Below are 19,632 nucleotides of genomic sequence, written 5' to 3' on the forward strand. Positions count from 1 at the left end.
TGCCGGGCGCCCGATCCAATCAGCTTGCGACGATGTTGACCAGCTTGCCAGGCACGACGATCACCTTGCGAATGGTCAGGCCATCAGTGAAGCGCAATACGTTCTCGTTGATACGTGCGGCCGCTTCGACTTCTTCGCGGCTGGCGCTGGCGGGCATTTCGATATGGCCGCGCAGCTTGCCGTTGACCTGAATCACCAGTTGCAGGCTGTCCTGAACCAGCGCATTTGCATCGAATGCAGGCCAGCCAGCGTCGATGACCGGCTCATTGTGGCCCAGTTGCGTCCACAGCTCGTGGCTGATGTGCGGCGTGATCGGTGCCAGCAGCAGGGTGACCGTTTCCAGACCCTCCTGCAGCAGCGCGCGATCCTGCGGGGTGACCTGCGGGGCTTTTTCCAGGACGTTCATCAGCGTCATCACTTGTGCGACGGCGGTATTGAATTTCTGGTTCTGGCCAATATCCTGGCTCGCCTGCCTGATCGCCTGGTGAATCGAGCGGCGGATGGCTTTCTGGTCATCCGTCAGTGCCGCAATGTCCAGACCGGTCGATGCGCCTTGAGCGACATGCGCCTGAGCCAGACGCCACACGCGGCGCAGGAAGCGATGCGAGCCTTCGACGCCCGAGTCGGACCATTCCAGGCTCATGTCGGGCGGGGAGGCGAACATCATGAACAGACGGCAGGTATCAGCACCGTACTGATCGATCATGGTTTGCGGGTCGATGCCGTTTTTCTTCGACTTCGACATCTTTTCAGTGCCGCCGATTTCCACCGGCAGGCCATCGCTGGTCAGCTTCGCGCTGATAACCTTGGCCTTGGCGTCTCTTTCGAGAGTCACGTCGGCCGGGTTGATCCAGGTTTTCTTGCCGCTGGTTTCCATGCGGAAGTAGGTTTCGGCGTTGACCATGCCCTGGGTCAGCAGGTTCTTGAACGGCTCGTTCGAGGTCACCAGGCCTTCGTCACGCATCAGCTTGTGGAAGAAGCGCGCGTAAAGCAGGTGCAAAATGGCGTGTTCGATGCCGCCGATGTACTGGTCCACCGGCAACCAGTGGTTGGCAGCATTCGGCTCGACCAGACCACCCTCGTAATGCGGCGACGCATAGCGAGCGTAGTACCACGAGGACTCGACGAAGGTGTCCATGGTGTCGGTTTCACGCTTGGCCGGTGCGCCGCATTTCGGGCAGCTGCATTCGTAGAACTCGGGCATGCGCGCCAGTGGCGAGCCAGCACCGTCGGGCACTACGTCTTCGGGCAGGACAACCGGCAACTGGTCTTCAGGAACCGGCACGTCGCCACAGGTATCGCAATGCACGATAGGGATCGGGCAGCCCCAATAACGCTGGCGGCTGATGCCCCAGTCACGCAGACGGAACTGGGTGCGCGACTGACCGAGGGATTTTTTCACCAGTGCCGCTTCGATGGCATCGAATGCGGCCTGGAAATTCAGGCCGGTGAACTCGCCGGAATTGATCAGCTCGCCATGCTCGCCGTAGGCCGGCTGCCATGGGGCAGGCGTCTGGTCGCCGGCGCTGGTGCGTACTACGGGCTTGATCGGCAGACCGTACTGGGTGGCAAACTCGAAATCACGCTCATCGTGTGCCGGCACGGCCATGACTGCGCCATCGCCATAATGCATCAACACGTAATTGGCGACCCACACCGGCAGTTTTTCGCCGGTCAGCGGGTGCTCGACGAACAGCGAAGTCGGCTGGCCTTTCTTTTCCTGAGTGGCAACGTCGGCTTCGGCAACGCTGCCGCCTTTGCACTCATCGATGAACGCTTGCAGCCCAGGGTTGCCTTGCGCGGCCAGGGTCGCCAGCGGGTGTTCGGCGGCGACGGCGACGTAGGTCGCGCCCATCAGGGTGTCAGGGCGAGTGGTGAAGACTTTCAGTGCACCGGCTTCGCCGATCGAGGCCTGATCGTACGGAAACTGCACTTCCATGCCGCGCGACCTGCCGATCCAGTTGCGCTGCATGGTCTTGACCTGTTCAGGCCAGCCCGGCAGTTCGTCGAGGCTTTCCAGCAGCTCATCGGCGTACGCGGTGATCTTGAAGTAGTACATCGGGATTTCGCGCTTTTCGATCAGCGCGCCGGAACGCCAGCCGCGGCCATCGATGACCTGCTCGTTGGCCAGTACGGTCTGGTCGATCGGATCCCAGTTTACGGTGCCGTTCTTGCGGTAGATCACGCCTTTTTCGAACAGGCGAGTGAACAGCCATTGTTCCCAGCGGTAGTAATCAGGCTTGCAGGTGGTGACTTCGCGCGACCAGTCGACCGCCAGACCCAGGCTCTTGAGCTGGTTCTTCATGTAGGCGATGTTTTCGTAGGTCCACTTGGCCGGCGCGACGTTGTTGTCGATGGCTGCGTTTTCGGCCGGCATGCCGAACGCGTCCCAGCCCAGTGGCTGCAGGACATTCTTGCCCAGCATGCGCTGGTATCGGGAAATGACATCGCCAATGGTGTAGTTGCGTACATGACCCATGTGCAGCTTGCCGCTTGGGTAAGGAAACATCGACAGGCAATAGAAAGTGTCCTTGCCTGGCTGTTCACTGACTTCAAAAGACTTTTGCTCATCCCAGAATGTCTGGGCAGCGGCTTCGATTTCGCGGGGCTGATAGAGTTCGTGCATGGCTACTTTTTACTAAAGATTAGTGACCCTTGACCTCTTCATTGCTTCGCCGAGTCAGGTCGGCACCGCGTGGCGGACAATTGCAACTGTCTGTGCGGTGCGTTCGGGCTCAAGAGCACGGAAGTGGAATTACAGGAAGCGCAGTAGCATACATGAGGGCTGTCTATCGAGGGAAACCCTGATTGCGCCTCGCAGCGCTCAAAGCCCGGCTGACAGCCCTATCTGCCCGTTGGTCGCAGTTCCATGCCGGTTTGTACAGCAGCGCTAAGCTCAATTTCGAGGGTGATGATTATCTTCGATGAGGTGAGCGGATGACCGAGTTGCAGCATGTAGTAAGCCTGTCCGAACTGTATGAGCGTCTGATCGACCGCCTCGGGCTTGCGCTCGAGACGGCGAGTACCTCGGTCCGGCTCCGAAACGAGACGCCAGCCGAGCTTGAACTCAAGGGCTTGAGCAGTGCCGAACTCCAGCTGATCGAAGCCTATCTGGAAAAAGGTTTGGGGGCCGCAGACGTCTCTGTCAGGGATCGCCTGTTCTTCCAGCCAGAGCTCGGCAGGCCGTCCAGAGCATCAGCCACTATCATTTGGCTGAAAGACAGGCGACGGGGCAAATCTTCGGCGCGGTTGGGCCGTCATAGTTAGGCATTTGAATTATCTTCTCTACGCGCAGGTAGGACCTGCCTACTTCAGGCGTTGTCGCCTGGCTTCAAACATTCTAGGCTGCGGACATCCTTGGAGATGTCCCGATGCCTTTGCGCTACCTGCTCAAAACCCTCCTTTTGCCGCCCGGTGTCCTGTTTGTTCTGCTCATTCTTGGCTGGTGGTTGCGTCGTTCCCGTCCGCGCCTGGCAACGGCATTTTTTGCCTTCGGTCTTGGTGGGTTGTGGCTGATGAGTCTGCCGGTGGCGGTAGAGTTCGCTGCCCGTAAAATTGAGCAGGTCCCGCCCTTGCCGCAGCAGCAATGGGCGACACTGGCGCAGCAGGCGGACGCCATCGTGGTACTGGGCAATGGCCGTGAGCGCAATTCTCCGACGTGGGGCACAGATACACCGACTGGTCTGGGGCTGGAGCGATTGCGTCTGGCGGCGCGGTTGTCGAAAACGTCCGGACTGCCAATACTGACCACCGGCGGCTTGCACTTTGATCAGCCGCCCAGCGAGGCGTCGATCATGGCGCAGTCGCTGCACGATGATTTTGGTGTGACGGCACGCTGGCAGGAAGGGCTGAGCCGAACGACATGGGAAAACGCGACAATGACCGCTGCGGTTCTTCAACCGCTAGGCATCAAGCGCGTGGTGCTGGTCACGCAAGCCTGGCATATGCAACGAGCGCGCTGGAGTTTCGAGAAGGCTGGTTTTACCGTGGTGAGTGCGCCGGTCGGCTTTCTTGGTGTCGACAACGCTCGCCCCTTTGGAGGCTGGCTGCCTGAAAGTCGTGTGTTCACGCAAAGCGGCGTGTTGCTTAATGAAGCGGCAGGCTTGCTGGTTTATCCGTGGATTTATCCGCCCAGCCACTGACTCTTTAGCCGGTATCGCCTGAAAGCAGGCGATACCGGCTTCGTGCACTCAGACGGTTTTGGCAATCCGTGCTGCCATCAATGCCCAGCCGAACAGCAGCAGGCAGACAATTGCCAGTGGCCATGAGCGCCAGCGCAGGTAGGGCGTGAGTTCGTGCATCGGTACCACTTCGCCGTACAACACGCCGCGTTCGAACTGCGGAATCTGTACCGTAATCCTGCCAAACGGGTCGATCAGCGCGGTCACGCCGTTGTTGGTGGCGCGGATCATCCAGCGGCCCGCTTCAAGGGCGCGCATCTGGGCCATCTGCAAGTGTTGCAGCGGACCGATCGAGGTACCGAACCAGGTGTCATTGCTGACCGTCAGCAACAAGTCGCTTTGCGCCGACAGGCCTGCGGCGAACTCTGGATAAACCACTTCGTAGCAGATGAACGGCGCGATGTGGTAACCCTTGGCCTGCAACAGCGCCTGGTCGTTCGGGCCGCGGGCGAAGTCCGACATCGGCAGGTCGAAGAAGGAAATCAACCCGCGCAACAGGTCCTGCAGCGGCACGTACTCACCGAACGGCACGAGCTTTTGCTTGTAGTAGGTGCCATCGCCTTGGCCGGTAACCGTGATGCCGTTGTAATAGCGATACTCGCCGCGCCCGGTCGGCTCACGCACTGGCACGCCGGTGATCAGCGCTGCGCCGCGGTCCGAAGCGAACTTGCCCATCATCGCCAGATAGCCTTCTGCGCTTTCTTTGAGTACCGGCACGGCGGTTTCCGGCCAGACGATCAGGTCCGCCTGCTGTGAACGGAAGGTCATGTCCCGGTACAGCGCGAGCTGATCATTGAGCTTTTGCGGGTCCCACTTCATGCTTTGTTCAATGTTGCCCTGCATCGCCGCGACTTTCAGCGGCGGGCCGGACGGTGATGTCCAGGCATGGTCCTTGAGTGCCAGGCCTGCGATCCAGGGTGCCAGCAACAGCACCACACCCGTCGCCAGGAACGATTTGCGTGCCCGCAAGCGGTGCAGGTTGCACAACAGTGCGGCAGTCAGGCCCAGCAAGAACGAGATTAGCCATACACCACCGACCGGGGCGAGCCCGGCAAGTGGTCCGTCAAGCTGGCTGTAACCGGAATAAAGCCACGGGAAGCCGGTAAGGAACCAGCCGCGAAATGCCTCCTGCCACAGCCATAGTGCTGCAAACGCCAGTGCATCGGCCAGCGGCGCCTCGTTGCGACGTAGCCAGCGCGCCCAGACCCAGGCGGGCAGGGCGAAAAACAGGGCAATGGCAGCGATGAACAGCAGCATCAACAGCCCGGCCAGCAGTACCGAAGCACCACCGTAGGTATGGATGCTGACGTAGATCCAACTGGTGCCCGCGCCGTACAGGCCAAAGCCGTAACACCAGCCACGAGCCAGCGCCTGGCGCGGATTCAGCTCGCGCAGCCCCAGATAGAAGAGGGCCACCGACACCAGCACCAGCGGCCAGAAGTCGAAGGGCGCCAGGGCCAGGGTCGTGAGCCCGCCAGCCGCCAGGGCCAGCAGGTTACCGGGCCAGCCGGGGCGGGTTATCCAGCGCATGTAGATTCCTTAAAACAGCATCAAGTGGTTACGGACGTGAAATGGGAGTCACGCGCAGCAAATGAATGCGACGGCTGTCAGCGCTCAGGATGCGGAAACGATACGCACCGATTTCAGTGATTTCGTTGCGCTTGGGCAGATGGCCGAAGGCATTCATCACCAGACCGCCCACGGTGTCGAACTCGTCATCGGAGAACGCACTGTCGAAGAATTCGTTGAAATTCTCGACCGGCGTGAGGGCCTTGACCAGGAAGTCACCGCTGGGCAGTGGCTTGATATAGCTGTCTTCCTCGACGTCATGCTCATCTTCGATATCGCCGACGATCTGTTCCAGCACGTCTTCGATAGTCACCAAACCTGCCACACCACCGTATTCGTCAATGACGATGGCCATGTGATTGTGGTTGGCGCGAAACTCGCGCAACAGCACGTTGAGGCGCTTGGATTCGGGCACGAACGTAGCGGGACGCAGCAGCTTCTTGACGTCGTCGCTGTCGCCGTCGGCTTTAAGGATCAGAGGCAGCAGATCCTTGGCCAGCAGCACGCCGAGTACGTCATCGTGGCTCTCGCCGATCACCGGGTAGCGCGAGTGCGCAGCATCGATGACCGCAGGCAGGAACTCACGGGGTGTCTGGGTCGCCTTGATGCTGATCATCTGCGAGCGCGGCACCATGATGTCGCGCACTTGCAGGTCAGCCACTTGAATGGCGCCCTCGACGATGGCCAGCGCTTCGCTGTCCAGCAGTTTGTTCTGGTGGGCTTCGCGCAACAGCTCAAGCAGCTCCTGGCGGTTTTTCGGCTCATGGACAAAGGCCTGGGTCAGTTTACCCAACCATGACTTTTGCCCGTTGCTCGATCGGTCTTCGCTCATAGCCCTTACTCGTGGTCCTTGCTTGGTGTGTCTGAATGGGGGTGGTCGGCACTTTCATCTTCTGCGTAAGGGTCGGGGTAGCCCAGCTCCTCAAGCAACGTTCGTTCCAGTGCTTCCATTTCTTCGGCTTCTTCATCATCGATGTGGTCGTAACCCAGCAGATGAAGGCAGCCATGAATGACCATATGTGCCCAGTGCGCGTCGACGGACTTGCCTTGTTCAGCAGCTTCACGGTTGACCACAGGGACGCAGATGACCAGGTCGCCCAGCAACGGGATGTCCAGCATGTCGTCTGGAACATCCGCCGGGAATGAAAGCACATTTGTAGCGTAATTTTTATGTCGCCAGGTGTGATTGAGCTCGCGCCCTTCGTTTTCGTCGACGAGGCGGATGGTCAGCTCGGAATCGGCACTGCGCTGACGCAAGCCCATTTCACACCAGAGGCGGAATCGGGCTTCGTCGGGGGCGCTTGTTTCGCTTGCAATCTGCAGGTCCAGCTCAAGCATCGCGGTTCTTGTCCCGTGGGTAACTGTTGTTGCCCGACGAACCGTCGCTGAGCTGATCATCGAAACGCTCATAGGCCTCGACAATGCGCTGCACCAGCGGGTGGCGAACCACATCCTTGGGTTTGAAATGCGTGAAGCTGATGCCCGGCACGTCCTTGAGCACATCGATGACATGCGTCAGCCCCGACCGGGTTCCCTTGGGCAGGTCGACCTGGGTGATGTCGCCGGTGATCACGGCGGTAGAGCCGAAGCCGATACGGGTCAGGAACATCTTCATCTGCTCGACAGTGGTGTTCTGACTTTCGTCGAGAATGATGAAGCTGTTATTAAGGGTACGTCCGCGCATGTAAGCCAGCGGTGCCACTTCAATGACCTGCTTCTCGATCAGCTTGGCGACGTATTCGAAACCGAGCATCTCGTACAGCGCGTCATACAGCGGGCGCAGGTACGGGTCGATCTTCTGGGCCAGATCGCCGGGCAAGAAGCCCAGTTTCTCGCCCGCTTCGACCGCCGGACGCACCAGCAGGATGCGACGAATCTGCTCGCGTTCCAGCGCATCGACTGCGCAGGCAACCGCCAGGTACGTCTTGCCAGTACCCGCAGGGCCGATGCCGAAGTTGATGTCGTTGCTGAGGACTTCCTTGACGTAACGCTGCTGATTCAGGCCGCGCGGGCGAATCATGCCCTTTTTGGTGCGCAGCGAGACGCCGACTTCGGCGGCAGGTTGGTTGTCGAGGCCGTCCACGCCTGATTCCTGAAGGAACAGGTGGACCATGTCCGGCGTCAGCTCGGTACCCTTGGTTTCCCGGTACAGGCGGCGCAGAAGATTCTCGGCGGAGTGATTTTGTTTTGAATCGCCAATAAGCTCGAATTGATTGCCGCGATTGCGGATCTCGATGTCCAGGCGTTGCTCGATCAGGCGCAAGTGCTCGTCGAGTTGCCCGCACAGGTTGGCGAAACGATGGGCCTCGAAAGGCTCGAGGGTGAAGCGATGAGGTTCTATGGGTGCGTTCAAGGTCGTTTAATGGCCGTCCGGCGGCAATTGAGATGTATTGAAGAATACCCCTGGCGCTGGTTGTGTGAAAGCTTTGCCTTGTTAAAGGCCGCGCCAGGGATTCACCGTGCTCAATGGTAGGGACCGCGCAGAACCGAATTCATTCGGCGATTCGTTTCTGCGGCGACATTCAAGGTTTACTGTAGCAGCGAGCCACGCAGAGAGTGAGGCTGCGCATCATCAATGTGTACGTTGGCAAACTGCCCGATCAGTTTCGGATTGTTGCAGCGAAAATTCACAATCCGGTTGTTCTCGGTGCGGCCCTGCAGTTCGCCAGGGTCTTTCTTCGAATAGTCGGTTACCAGAATGCGCTGGATGCTGCCCACCATCTGCCGGCTGATCTCGAAACCCTGCTGGTTCAGGCGGTGTTGCAGCGCGGCCAGGCGCTCTTTCTTGAGCGCTTCTGGCGTGTCGTCTTTCAGATCTGCGGCAGGCGTACCCGGGCGCGGGCTGTAGACGAACGAGAACGAGAAGTCGAAACCCACGTCTTCAATCAGCTTCATGGTGTTGTCGAAATCTTTTTCGGTCTCGCCGGGGAAGCCAACAATGAAGTCGGAACTGATACTGATGCCCGGCACGGCCGCCCTGAGCTTGCGCAAGCGGGACTTGTATTCCAGCGTGGTGTGGTTGCGCTTCATGGCCGCCAGAATGCGGTCGGAACCCGACTGCACCGGCAAGTGCAGGTGTTTGACCAGCTCCGGCACCTCCGCATGGGCCTGAATCAGGCTGTCGGAAAACTCCAGCGGGTGCGAGGTGGTGTAGCGAATTCGGTCGATGCCATCGACGGCGGCGACCACGCGGATCAGGTCCGCCAGATCTGCAACCCGCCCGTCGTGGGTGGTGCCGCGATAACCGTTGACGTTCTGCCCCAGCAGGGTGACTTCACGCACGCCGTTTTCGGCGAGGTGGATGACTTCGCTCAGCACATCGTCAAACGGCCGGCTGACTTCCTCGCCACGTGTATAGGGCACCACGCAGAACGTGCAGTATTTGCTGCAGCCTTCCATCACCGATACATAAGCGCTCGGGCCATCGACGCGAGGCTCGGGCAAGTGGTCGAATTTTTCGATTTCCGGGAACGAGACGTCGACCTGCGGCAAGCGGGTGATACGCGCTGCGTCGATCATTTCCGGCAGGCGGTGCAGGGTCTGGGGGCCGAACACCACGTCCACATAGGGCGCGCGATCACGAATGGCTGCGCCTTCCTGGCTGGCTACGCAGCCACCGACAGCGATCACCATCTCGGGATTGGCCAGCTTCAATTCACGCCAGCGGCCAAGCTGGGAGTACACCCGGTCCTGGGCGCGCTCGCGAATCGAGCAGGTATTGAGCAGGATCACGTCGGCGTCTTCCGCGCGAGCGGTGACTTCCAGGGCCTGATGTTCGCCCAGCAGATCGACCATGCGCGAGCTGTCGTACTCGTTCATCTGGCAACCGTGGGTTTCGATATAAAGCTTCTTGGCCATGCGTGATCATCAACCGTATCAGTGAACCGAGCATTATAAGGATGAAGGGCTTGGGTTCCTAGCGTTGGCTGTCCGATGGACATGCTATAGTCCGTGCCCCTTTTTCATCTCCGATCGTTACCCGCCCGTTATGACCAAACGCGAAGCTCCAATCTACAAGGTGATTTTCCTCAACCAGGGACAGGTGTTCGAGATGTACGCCAAGCAGATCTATCAAAGTGATCTGTGGGGCTTTCTGGAAGTTGAAGAATTCGTTTTCGGCGAACGCACGACGGTTGTGGTGGACCCGAGCGAAGAGAAGCTCAAGGCTCAGTTCGAAGGCGTGGTGCGCAGTTTCGTACCAATGCATTCGATTGTGCGCATCGACGAAGTCGAGCGCATGGGCGTGCCGAAGATCAGCGAAGCGCGCGGCAGCAGCAACGTAATGCCGTTTCCCATGCCGATGCCGGAAAAGTAAGTCTGAATCGCAAGTGCCCTGAGCTATTGCTGGTCAGGGCAGCGGAGAGAAGGGGCTGCGCCCTTCGGCGGTCTGCAGTTCAAGCAGGTATTTGCGGAAGATCTGCCCCAGTACCTGGGTGGCAACTTCCAGTTCGTCGCGCTGCATCTTTGCCGATACCTCGTCGGCGGCATCCAGCGCCTCTTCCGAGCCATTGACTGCGGCCATCTTCAGCACGATATACGCCTGAATGTTATTGGCCTGCACCCCTTCACCACGGCTGAACATCAAGCCCAGTTGATACTGCGCCTGGGCATGGCCCTGCAATGAGGCCTGCTCGAAGTAATTCAGCGCCTGCGGCAAATCGCGAGGTGCATTTCTGCCCTCGTAATAGAACTCACCCAACTCGTACTGCGCCTGCGCATCCCCACCCTTGGCGGCCTGCTGGCACGCTTCAAGCGCAGCGGGCAGGTTCTCTGGCTGGGTATTGAGGGTGCAACGACCCATCGCCGGGATTAACAACGAGTTGCCGCCAGCAGTCGCCAGCAGGGGATAGACAAGCAACAGGCAGCCCAATACAAGGGTGCGGCCGGTGCGGTTCATGGGAGTCGACTTACCTCTGAAAAAGGTGCGGGCATGCCCGACCAGCTAAACGTGCTGGCTGCGCATTATGAAATAAGCAGAGCCAACCTTACAAAGTCTTTACGGATTTTCTGCTGCACGGCGTTGAAAGCGCCCTTCTTTAGGGGAGGCATTACCTGAAACAACACTTCCAGTGACCTGTGTTTGCAGCATCCGCACTGCATTGTAGAAGCAAAATACGTACTTAGCGTTCCGTTTCATTCACAGGCATCACTCGCGCCGGTTCAATGACACACCGGCGCGGGTGAGTCTGACGAGCTTATTTCAGCGCAGCAAACGCTTTTTCCGCGGCATCGAGTGTCAGTTTCAACTCGGCATCGCCGTGGGCGATGGAGGTGAAGCCGGCTTCGAATGCGCTCGGCGCGAGGTACACGCCGCCCTCCAGCATCAAGTGGAAGAAACGTTTGAAACGCTCGGCATCGCTGGTCATCACGTCTTCAAACGTTACGATTTCACGCGCTTCACTGAAGTACAGGCCGAACATGCCACCCGCCTGGGTTGTCACGAACGCAATGCCTGCTGCATCGGCGCGCTGTTGCAGGCCTTCAAGCAGGCGACGGGTGTAGTCGCTCAATTCATCGTGAAAGCCCGGGCGGCTGATCAGGCGCAGGGTAGTCAGGCCAGCGGCCATCGCCAACGGGTTACCCGACAGGGTGCCCGCCTGATAGACCGGACCAAGCGGTGCGATGTGCGACATGATTTCGCGTTTGCCGCCAAAGCAGCCGACCGGCATACCGCCACCGATGATCTTGCCGAAGGTGCTCAGGTCGGGCGTCACGCCGTAGTAAGCCTGTGCGCCACCGAGGGCTACGCGGAAGCCGGTCATCACTTCATCGAAAATCAGCACCACGCCGTGCTCGTCGCACAGGTCGCGCAGACCTTGCAGGTAGCCAGGCGCAGGCGGCACGCAGTTCATGTTGCCAGCAACGGGCTCGACGATGATGCACGCCACTTCCTGACCCACTTCAGCCAACAGGTCACGCACGGCGTCGAGGTTGTTGAAGGGCACGGTCAGAGTGTGTTTCGCAAACGCTGCCGGTACGCCAGGCGAACTGGGTACGCCCAGGGTAAGGGCACCGGAGCCGGCCTTGACCAGCAGGCTGTCGGAGTGACCGTGGTAGCAGCCCTCGAACTTGATGATGCTGTCGCGGCCGGTAAAGCCTCGGGCCAGACGGATCGCGCTCATGGTCGCTTCGGTGCCGGAGCTCACCATGCGGACCATTTCCATGGACGGCACCAGTGCGCAGACCAGATCGGCCATTTCGGTTTCCATGGCCGTCGGTGCGCCGTAAGACAGGCCGTGTTCCAGCTGGCTGCGCACGGCATCGAGCACTTCCGGGTGGCTATGGCCAAGAATCATCGGCCCCCAGGAGCCAACGTAATCAACATAGCGTTTGTCGTCTTCGTCAGTCACGTAAGCGCCCGCAGCGTGCTTGAAGAACAGCGGCGTGCCACCCACGCTTTTGAAAGCACGAACCGGCGAGTTGACGCCACCGGGGATGTGTTTTTGGGCGTTGGCGAACAGTGTTTCGGAACGGGACATGATCGGGTCTCTGCTTTGAAACGGGGAATTCGTGTCTACGCTGGGGTCAGCCGAGGCGTGCAGCTTCAGGGTGGGCTGCTTTATTGGTTGGCATGAGCCAGAGAAGGCGCAGGAACGCGCACTATATCAAATGAAGAAGGATCCACGTACTCGTGGGAGCGAGCTTGCTCGCGAAGGGGGCGGTGCAGGCCCCGAAAACAGAGCATTTTGAACCATCGCCTTCGCGAGCAATGCGGATCGCCGCCCCGGTCACTCCCACAGCTGCTCTACAACAACGCCATGAAGGCTTTTGCCCGGCGAGTGACTTCCTGGGCGTTTTCAGCGCCGAACAGGCCCTGTACCACGGCGAGCAAATCTGCTCCATGTTCGACCAGTTGCGGGGCGTTTTCCAGGGTGATGCCGCCGATCACGGCAATCGGCAAGTGAACCCTTGCACGCACCCGAGCAATCAGGTCCAGCGGTACTGCGGGTGCACCGGGCTTGGTCAGGGAGTTGAAGAACCTGCCAAATGCTACGTACGTCGCGCCATCAGCCTTGGCCTGCTCGGCCAGTTCCAGACTGCCGTGACAGGTGGCACCGACAATCGCCTTGTGCCCCAGCAGGGCACGCGCATCCGGCAACGAGCCGTCGGTCTGGCCCAAATGCACACCCACGCCCAGACGCGCTGCCAGTTCGGCGTCGTCGTTGATGATCAGCCGCGTCTTGTAGCGTTCGCAGAGTTTGAGCAACTCAGTCGCTTCGCGCAGACGGCGGGACTCGTCACTGGTCTTATCGCGGTATTGCAGCAGCGTCACGCCGCCATCCAGCGCAGCTTCGACGTACGAGAGAAATTTGCCGGACAGCAACTGACTGTCGGTAATGGCATACAGGCCACGTAGTTTCATGAATCGAGCCTCATGGCGATGTGTTACGAGCAAAAATCCAGCGGCAACCGGCGAGGCACAAATTGCCCGCGGCCCAGCTGTTCGGCGTCCCTGAGCGTTCGCCAGGTGTAGTCCAGCGCCGATCTTACCGCGCTGACCAGTTCTTCTCCCTGGGCAATACGCCCGGCCAGTGCGCTGGCCAGTGTGCAGCCTGAACCGTGGTAGCTGCCGGGTAGACGTTCGCAAATGAAAGTGTGGGTCTGGCCGCCACGCACATAAAGACGATTATGGATTTGCTGTTCGTCACCATGACCGCCAGTGATTAACAGGTATTCACAAAACAGCAGTAGCTTGTCGGCGCACTCGTCCGCAGTACCCTCAGGCAGCTCGGCAAGAATGCGTGCTTCCGGAAGATTGGGGGTGGCGATGGTCGACAAAGGCAGCAGCCGTTCGCGCATGGCGTAGCCGACTTCGTCCTTGCCCAGCCGTCCGCCGCCGCCAGCACGCAGCACCGGGTCGCAGACCATTGGCAAATGCGGGTGAGCAAGAAGCAGGTCGACGACCGTGTCGACCATCTCCAGCGAACCGAGCATGCCCAGCTTGACGGCGGCTACGTTCGAATCGTTGAGGACGGCATTGGCCTGTGCCATGACCCATTCGCGATCGAGCACGCGAAAATCACTGACATTTACAGTGTCTTGCACGGTGAGCGCAGTAATCGCCGGAGCGGCGTGACAGCCTTGGGCGAGCAGGGCTTCTATATCGGCCTGCATACCGGCACCGCCACTAGGGTCGTGGCCGGAGAGGCAAAGGACAACGGGGCGGGAGCTATAGATATTCATGGTGCGCGAGCTTATCACTAAACCTTTCGCGGGCCGCTCGGGGTGCCAGGTTTTTCTTGCTGGTGATGGTCCGTCGGCGACTGTCGCAGATTCGACAAACCTGCAAAAAATACTCATGTTTGGCCTGAAATAGCCGATGTAGAGCTATTGCCTTGATTTTTATCGCGATACTGTCTTTACGCTATTAGCGGCTATGCTTGTGTGGTCAGACCGATTACCGACGGTTTGCATCGTTTTTTATACCGATGCCAGCCAGGTCATCCCTACGTTCAATGGTCTGTTTGAATCATTAGCCTGTTTCAAGGACAGAAAATTGCGGGACGTCGTAATCAATGGATGGATTGAACGCGACGACCCACCTTGGGGCTTCAATGCGCTATCTGTTGATCATTCTGGCTCTTTGGCTGCCGTTGCAGAGTCATGCAGTCGAGTTTGATGAAAACACTCGTTTTCTGCCGTTGGGTCGTGCCATTCAGGTATTCGAAGACCCGACCGGCGATGCGACCATTGAAAGCGTCAGCGCCGCCGCTCACGCCGGTGCCTTTCGGTCCGTGCCTGCCGGGACCTTCAACGCCGGGTATTCGCGTTCCGCCTTCTGGCTGAAAGTCGAGCTGACCTATCGCCCGATAGACGCCAGCATCCATAACGACTGGTTGCTGGAATTGGCCTATCCGCCAATGGACCACGTTGATTTCTATGTCCCGGATGCCGACGGGAATCCCGGGCGGGTCTGGCAGACCGGCGACATGTTGCCGTTCTCCAGCCGCCAGTTCGCCCAGAACAACTACCTTTTCCAGCTGGACCTGCCAGCGGGTCAGACGCGAACCCTGTACATGCGCATACGCAGCGAAGGGTCGGTTCAGGCTCCGCTCAATCTCTGGTCTACTCACGCCTACCTCGAGGCGCAGCCCACCAAGGTTTACGTCTTCGGGCTGATCTACGGCGTGCTGCTGGGCATGCTGGTCTACAACCTGTTCATCTACCTCAGCGTCCGTGAGGTGGATTACCTGTACTACCTGCTGTATGTCGCCTCGTTCGGGCTTTACCAGATGTCGATCAACGGCGTCGCAATTGAATACCTGTGGCCTGACAGCCCCTGGTGGGCAAATGCGTCGACGCCCTTTCTGATGGCGCTGGCCACGCTGTTCGCGTGCCAGTTTTCGCGCAGTTTTCTGGGTACGGCACAGTTGGCGCGCTGGCTGGACCGCTTGCTGCTGATAGTCATCGGCGCTGCTGTGCTGGTGATGGGCATGGCCTTGTTCCTGGGTTACGGGCCAGCCCTGCGCGGGGCCACTCAACTGGTCATGACAGGGGCCGTGACGATCTACCTGGCGGGCATTGTCGCCATCATGAAAGGCGAGCGGGTAGGGCGCTATTTTGTGCTGGCCTGGTCTGTCTTCATGGTCAGCGGGCTGATCTTCGGGCTGATGCTGCTGGGCTATTTGCCCAACACCTTCCTGACCATGTACGCCTCGCACATCGGCACGGTGCTGGAAATGGCATTCCTTTCCATGGCGCTTGCCGACCGTATCAACCATGCCCGGTGCCAGCAGGCGCGAACGCTGCTGGCGGCAGGTCAGGATCTGGAGCGTCTCAACCAGCAACTGGCCAACAGCAACCGGCTGAAAGATGAGTTCCTTGCCACGCTTACCCATGAGCTGCGCACGCCGATGAACGGCGTGATCGGGTCGCTGGAAGTGATGCAGACGCTCGATATGGATGACGAACTGGAGATGTATCAGCAAACGGCTGCCAGTTCCGCGCGGGACATGATGAGCATGATCAACGGCATTCTGACCCTCACCGAACTTCAGGCCGGAGTGCTGTATGCCGACTGCAATGCCTTTTCGCCCGAAGACCTCACCGACAGGCTACGCAATCGCTTCCTGGGCGCGGCTCAGTCCAAGGGGCTGATTTTGACGCTCGATCTGGACGATAAGCTGCCGCCTTACCTGCGTGGCGACATCGACAAGCTCTACCAGTGCATCGAGTGCCTGGCGGACAACGCGATCAAATTCACCCGTAAGGGCGCGGTGCAAGTGCGCTTCAGCGGGCACCCGCAGGATCTGGAGCGCATGTACCTGCGGGTTGAAGTAATGGACAGCGGCATCGGTTTCAGCCGACTGGACGAAGCCCAACTGTATCAACACTTCTTTCAGGTCGACGGCTCCATGACCCGCGAATACGGCGGGCTGGGCATCGGTCTGGCGATTTGCCGGAAACTGGTCGAGTTGCAGGGTGGCGAGCTGAGTCATCGTTCCGAGCCAGGCAAGGGCAGTTGCTTTACCTTGAACGTCCCGATGCTGATGGTTGTACCGGGCGCAGTGCGCAGAGCCCCAGAACTCAAGGCTCAGTGGGGTATATAAAGCGTCATTTGATACGCGCATCAGGTAAAAGCGCCGAGATTTCGGCGGCTACGGCACTTTTGCAAGTGTCGGGCGCGTGATTCACTGTCTGCATGTTGCGCGTGCACACAGGCAGGAGATGACTCATGAACCTGAATCAATTCGCCGAAACCCACGAAGTCACCAATCAACCGCCACCGCTGGACGGGGCGAACCTCTACCGTATCGACGTGCCGCTTCAGGAGTGGAGCAGCCGCTTCGGTGCGGGCTGGGCGCAACCGCGTATCGACGCTTACGGTGCGCTGGCAGGTGGCCCGCTGATGGAGGCTGGCTTTCTGGCCAATCAGAACAAGCCTGCATTCGCCAGCCATGACCGTTATGGGCACCGCATCGATCTGATCGAATTTCACCCGGCGTACCACCAGTTGATGAGCACGGCCATCGAGCATGGCATCCCGTCGTTGCCATGGACCGATCCACAACCCGGTGCTCATGTGGCGCGCGCGGCCATGAGCTATCTGCATACGCAGGCAGAACCGGGCAGCGGCTGCCCGCTGACCATGACGTTCGCCAGTGTTCCTGCGCTCAGGCTGCAACCGGATCTGGCTGAAATATGGCTGCCCAAGGTGCTGTCGACTGAGTACGACTCACGTAACGTGGGCATTGCGCACAAGCGTGGCGCAACCCTCGGCATGGCCATGACCGAAAAGCAGGGCGGCACCGACGTGCGCGCCAACACCACGCGCGCGTTCCCGGTAGGCGCAGGTGGCCCCGGCCAGGCTTATGAGCTGGTCGGACACAAGTGGTTCTGCTCGGCACCGATGTGCGACGCGTTTCTGACCCTGGCGCAGACCGATAAGGGCCTCAGCTGTTTTCTGCTGCCGCGCCACCGACCGGACGACACCCGCAACGAGTTCTATATCCAGCGCCTGAAAAACAAGCTCGGCAACTGGTCCAACGCATCGAGCGAAGTCGAGTTTCGCGGCGCGCTGGCGTGGATGATCGGTGAGGAAGGGCGCGGCGTACCGACCATCATTGAAATGGTCGCCATGACCCGTTTCGACTGCATGATTGGCTCCAGCGCCTTGATGCGTCAGGCGCTGACGCAGGCCACGCATCATTGCGCGCATCGTGCGGTCAGTGGCAGGGTGCTCGCCGAGCAACCGTTGATGCAGAACGTTCTGGCGGACCTGGCGCTGGAAAGCGAGGCCGCGCTGGCCCTGACCCTGCGCATGGGCCGTGCGCTGGACCATCTCGATGATGATCACGAAAAACGCTTTGTCCGTCTGGTCACGGCGGTGGGTAAATACTGGATCTGCAAGCGGGCTCCGGCCATGATCAACGAAGCCGCCGAATGCCTGGGCGGTGCCGGTTATGTTGAGGACAGCATTCTGCCCCGGCTTTACCGCGAAGCCCCGGTCAACTCCACGTGGGAAGGCTCGGGCAATGTGCAATGCCTGGATGTGCTGCGAACCCTGTCCAAAGAACCAGGCGCGCTCGATGCGCTGTTCGACGAACTGGGCGCCGGGCACGGCGATCGGTATCTGGCGGCGCATATAGCTGCATTGAAAGGTGCGTTTCAGGACACGAGCGATATTCAGTACCGCGCCCGCCAACTGACCGAGGACATTGCCGTCGCCTTGCAGGGCAAGCTGTTGCTGGAAGCGGGCAATGCCGCTGTCAGCGATGGCTTTATCGCGGGGCGAATAGCCTCTGGCGGGCGGGTGTATGGCACATTGCCGCGTGGTGTCGATGTCGAAACATTGCTGCTCAGGTCCTCGCCACAGGTGGCATGAGCACGCGAACCCGTTACGATGCACGTCTGCAAGATCAGACAGGACATGAATCGTGACCCAAGCCTTTGTTGTTGTCGACACCGCCGAGCAGGCCGTAGAGCGGCTCGCCGAGCTGCATGAGCGCGCGACCAGCGCGCTGAGTCAGGCGCTCAAGCGCTATTTGAAAGACCGCGTCGAGCCCACTGCCGAGGAGCGAGCGCAATTCAGCTACCCGGAACTGCGCCTGGTCTACCAATGCAAGGGCGAAGTGCCGGTAACCACTCGTGCCTACGCCAAGGTGCAGCTGCCGGGCACTTACAGCGTTACCGTCACGCAGCCCAAGGCCTTCAAGAAGTACCTGCTCGAACAACTTGTCCCGCTGATGAAAGATTTCACCGTGACGGTCGAAGTCGGCATGAGCGAGCAGAGCATTCCTTATCCTTACGTGGTCGAGCAGGGCGATGAGCTGGCCGGCACTGGCGTTACCGCAGCGGCGCTGGCGCGGGTATTCCCCAGCACCGACCTGTCGGCTGCCACCGATGGTATTGCCGACGGCCTTTATGACTGGGCCAATGTCGACCCGCTGCCACTGGCGCTGTTCGATGCCGCGCGGGTGGATTTCTCGCTACGCCGTCTGGTGCATTACACCGGCAGCGACTGGCGTCATGTGCAGCCGTGGATTCTGCTGACCAACTACCACCGCTATGTCGACCAGTTCATCCTGCACGGGCTGGAAAAACTCCGCGAAGACCCGCGTTTCGTGCGTATGGTTCTACCGGGCAATGTGGTGGTCGACAAGAGCATGAGCCTGGATGAAGCCCAGGCCATCGTCGCCAGCGTGGTCTGGCACCGCTATCAGATGCCTGCGTACCACCTGATCGCCGAAGACGGCCATGGCGTGACCCTGGTCAACATCGGCGTCGGCCCGTCCAACGCCAAGAACATCACTGATCACCTGGCAGTCCTGCGTCCGCATTGCTGGCTGATGATTGGTCACTGCGGCGGCCTGCGTCAGTCGCAGACCATCGGCGATTACGTACTGGCCCACGCCTATATGCGTCGCGACGGTATTCTCGACCGCGTGTTGCCGCCGCATATCCCGATTCCGGCGCTCGCCGAAGTGCAACTGGCCTTACAGGAATCGGCGGCGCAGATCACCGGCGAACGCGGCGAAGAGCTCAAGAAGCGCCTGCGCACCGGCACGGTGTTGACCTATGACGACCGGAACTGGGAGCTGCGCTGGGCTCAGGAACGTCCATTGATCAACCTGTCGCGTGCCGTGGCGGTCGACATGGAAAGTGGCACCATCGCCGCTCAAGGGTATCGTTTGCGTGTGCCTTACGGCACGTTGCTGTGCGTATCCGACAAGCCGTTGCACAGTGAAATCAAGCTGCCGGGTTCGGCCAATGCGTTCTACGAACGTGCGGTCAGCCAGCACCTGAAGATCGGTATCGCCGCGCTGGACCTGCTGCGCACCGAGCTGAACTCGCTGCACTCGCGCAAACTGCGCAGCTTCGACGAGCCGCCGTTCCGTTAATAGATTGGTATTTGCACGAAGGGCCACTAAAGTGGCCCTTT

At 59.7% G+C, this 19,632-nt stretch carries 16 protein-coding genes; 6 read left to right on the forward strand and 10 right to left on the reverse strand.

The features are described from left to right. Positions 1-19: 19 nt before the first annotated feature. Positions 20-2,626 (reverse strand): leucine--tRNA ligase, encoded by a 2,607-nt coding sequence (gene leuS, locus RYA97_RS05820; protein WP_016981875.1) that lies wholly within the window; start codon positions 2,624-2,626, stop codon positions 20-22. Positions 2,627-2,937: 311 nt separating this feature from the next. Between leuS and RYA97_RS05825 the strand changes: the two genes are divergently transcribed. Further along, entirely contained in the window at positions 2,938-3,267 is a 330-nt protein-coding gene (locus RYA97_RS05825; protein WP_117140627.1) for a hypothetical protein, read from the forward strand. Positions 3,268-3,371: 104 nt separating this feature from the next. Continuing rightward, on the forward strand, positions 3,372-4,142 hold the full coding sequence (locus tag RYA97_RS05830) for a YdcF family protein (RefSeq protein ID WP_004666281.1): 771 nt from the start codon (positions 3,372-3,374) through the stop codon (positions 4,140-4,142). Positions 4,143-4,190: 48 nt separating this feature from the next. Here RYA97_RS05830 and lnt read toward each other — a convergent pair whose 3' ends face one another. The 5 genes from lnt to miaB all read right to left on the reverse strand — a co-directional run bounded on the left by lnt (position 4,191) and on the right by miaB (position 9,608). Beyond that, positions 4,191-5,711 carry an apolipoprotein N-acyltransferase gene (lnt, locus tag RYA97_RS05835; protein WP_316892004.1) on the reverse strand — a complete coding sequence of 507 codons (1,521 nt, stop codon included), beginning with the start codon at positions 5,709-5,711 and terminating at the stop codon, positions 4,191-4,193. Between the two features lie 28 nt (positions 5,712-5,739). Continuing rightward, on the reverse strand, positions 5,740-6,582 hold the full coding sequence (locus RYA97_RS05840; protein ID WP_002555318.1) for an HlyC/CorC family transporter: 843 nt from the start codon (positions 6,580-6,582) through the stop codon (positions 5,740-5,742). A 5-nt stretch (positions 6,583-6,587) separates the two neighbouring features. Beyond that, the gene (gene ybeY / locus RYA97_RS05845) at positions 6,588-7,088 is read right to left on the reverse strand and encodes an rRNA maturation RNase YbeY (RefSeq protein ID WP_002555317.1); all 501 of its coding nucleotides are present in this window, start codon (positions 7,086-7,088) and stop codon (positions 6,588-6,590) included. Beyond that, positions 7,081-8,103 carry a PhoH family protein gene (locus RYA97_RS05850; protein WP_005780749.1) on the reverse strand — a complete coding sequence of 341 codons (1,023 nt, stop codon included), beginning with the start codon at positions 8,101-8,103 and terminating at the stop codon, positions 7,081-7,083. The genes ybeY and RYA97_RS05850 overlap by 8 nt, the downstream gene beginning before the upstream one ends. Positions 8,104-8,279: 176 nt before the next feature. Continuing rightward, positions 8,280-9,608: a tRNA (N6-isopentenyl adenosine(37)-C2)-methylthiotransferase MiaB gene (gene miaB, locus RYA97_RS05855; protein ID WP_010193240.1), complete on the reverse strand. Its 1,329-nt coding sequence runs from the start codon at positions 9,606-9,608 to the stop codon at positions 8,280-8,282. 130 nt (positions 9,609-9,738) lie between these two features. Between miaB and RYA97_RS05860 the strand changes: the two genes are divergently transcribed. Further along, the gene (locus tag RYA97_RS05860; protein ID WP_002555314.1) at positions 9,739-10,065 is read left to right on the forward strand and encodes a DUF1820 family protein; all 327 of its coding nucleotides are present in this window, start codon (positions 9,739-9,741) and stop codon (positions 10,063-10,065) included. Positions 10,066-10,098: 33 nt separating this feature from the next. Here the strand turns inward: RYA97_RS05860 and RYA97_RS05865 are convergent, their stop codons facing one another. The 4 genes from RYA97_RS05865 to RYA97_RS05880 all read right to left on the reverse strand — a co-directional run bounded on the left by RYA97_RS05865 (position 10,099) and on the right by RYA97_RS05880 (position 13,934). Further along, on the reverse strand, positions 10,099-10,647 hold the full coding sequence (locus RYA97_RS05865) for a tetratricopeptide repeat protein (protein WP_002555313.1): 549 nt from the start codon (positions 10,645-10,647) through the stop codon (positions 10,099-10,101). Positions 10,648-10,945: 298 nt separating this feature from the next. After that, positions 10,946-12,229: a glutamate-1-semialdehyde 2,1-aminomutase gene (gene hemL / locus RYA97_RS05870; protein WP_002555312.1), complete on the reverse strand. Its 1,284-nt coding sequence runs from the start codon at positions 12,227-12,229 to the stop codon at positions 10,946-10,948. Positions 12,230-12,495: 266 nt separating this feature from the next. Continuing rightward, positions 12,496-13,113 carry a thiamine phosphate synthase gene (gene thiE, locus RYA97_RS05875; protein ID WP_117140624.1) on the reverse strand — a complete coding sequence of 206 codons (618 nt, stop codon included), beginning with the start codon at positions 13,111-13,113 and terminating at the stop codon, positions 12,496-12,498. 23 nt (positions 13,114-13,136) lie between these two features. Beyond that, the gene (locus tag RYA97_RS05880) at positions 13,137-13,934 is read right to left on the reverse strand and encodes a hydroxymethylpyrimidine/phosphomethylpyrimidine kinase (protein ID WP_005745399.1); all 798 of its coding nucleotides are present in this window, start codon (positions 13,932-13,934) and stop codon (positions 13,137-13,139) included. A 371-nt stretch (positions 13,935-14,305) separates the two neighbouring features. On the opposite strand from RYA97_RS05880, the gene RYA97_RS05885 reads away from it, so the two are divergent. The 3 genes from RYA97_RS05885 (at position 14,306) to amn (ending at position 19,591) form a co-directional block, all read left to right on the forward strand. Further along, positions 14,306-16,300 carry a 7TM diverse intracellular signaling domain-containing protein gene (locus RYA97_RS05885; protein WP_316892015.1) on the forward strand — a complete coding sequence of 665 codons (1,995 nt, stop codon included), beginning with the start codon at positions 14,306-14,308 and terminating at the stop codon, positions 16,298-16,300. A gap of 125 nt (positions 16,301-16,425) precedes the next feature. Next, positions 16,426-18,075: an acyl-CoA dehydrogenase family protein gene (locus RYA97_RS05890; protein WP_316892005.1), complete on the forward strand. Its 1,650-nt coding sequence runs from the start codon at positions 16,426-16,428 to the stop codon at positions 18,073-18,075. Positions 18,076-18,127: 52 nt separating this feature from the next. After that, on the forward strand, positions 18,128-19,591 hold the full coding sequence (gene amn, locus RYA97_RS05895) for an AMP nucleosidase (RefSeq protein ID WP_002555307.1): 1,464 nt from the start codon (positions 18,128-18,130) through the stop codon (positions 19,589-19,591). Positions 19,592-19,632 lie beyond the last annotated feature (41 nt).

Origin of the sequence: Pseudomonas syringae group sp. 26L6, assembly GCF_032587815.1 — a bacterium.
GTDB lineage: Bacteria > Pseudomonadota > Gammaproteobacteria > Pseudomonadales > Pseudomonadaceae > Aquipseudomonas > Aquipseudomonas amygdali.

Excerpts from the sequence above, each read along its gene's own strand:
- leuS (WP_016981875.1), bottom strand. The coding sequence starts at position 2,626 with ATGCACGAACTCTATCAGCCCCGCGAAATCGAAGCCGCTGCCCAGACA.
- RYA97_RS05825 (WP_117140627.1), top strand. The coding sequence starts at position 2,938 with ATGACCGAGTTGCAGCATGTAGTAAGCCTGTCCGAACTGTATGAGCGT.
- RYA97_RS05830 (WP_004666281.1), top strand. The coding sequence starts at position 3,372 with ATGCCTTTGCGCTACCTGCTCAAAACCCTCCTTTTGCCGCCCGGTGTC.
- lnt (WP_316892004.1), bottom strand. The coding sequence starts at position 5,711 with ATGCGCTGGATAACCCGCCCCGGCTGGCCCGGTAACCTGCTGGCCCTG.
- RYA97_RS05840 (WP_002555318.1), bottom strand. The coding sequence starts at position 6,582 with ATGAGCGAAGACCGATCGAGCAACGGGCAAAAGTCATGGTTGGGTAAA.
- ybeY (WP_002555317.1), bottom strand. The coding sequence starts at position 7,088 with ATGCTTGAGCTGGACCTGCAGATTGCAAGCGAAACAAGCGCCCCCGAC.
- miaB (WP_010193240.1), bottom strand. The coding sequence starts at position 9,608 with ATGGCCAAGAAGCTTTATATCGAAACCCACGGTTGCCAGATGAACGAG.
- RYA97_RS05860 (WP_002555314.1), top strand. The coding sequence starts at position 9,739 with ATGACCAAACGCGAAGCTCCAATCTACAAGGTGATTTTCCTCAACCAG.
- RYA97_RS05865 (WP_002555313.1), bottom strand. The coding sequence starts at position 10,647 with ATGAACCGCACCGGCCGCACCCTTGTATTGGGCTGCCTGTTGCTTGTC.
- hemL (WP_002555312.1), bottom strand. The coding sequence starts at position 12,229 with ATGTCCCGTTCCGAAACACTGTTCGCCAACGCCCAAAAACACATCCCC.
- thiE (WP_117140624.1), bottom strand. The coding sequence starts at position 13,113 with ATGAAACTACGTGGCCTGTATGCCATTACCGACAGTCAGTTGCTGTCC.
- RYA97_RS05880 (WP_005745399.1), bottom strand. The coding sequence starts at position 13,934 with ATGAATATCTATAGCTCCCGCCCCGTTGTCCTTTGCCTCTCCGGCCAC.
- RYA97_RS05885 (WP_316892015.1), top strand. The coding sequence starts at position 14,306 with ATGCGCTATCTGTTGATCATTCTGGCTCTTTGGCTGCCGTTGCAGAGT.
- RYA97_RS05890 (WP_316892005.1), top strand. The coding sequence starts at position 16,426 with ATGAACCTGAATCAATTCGCCGAAACCCACGAAGTCACCAATCAACCG.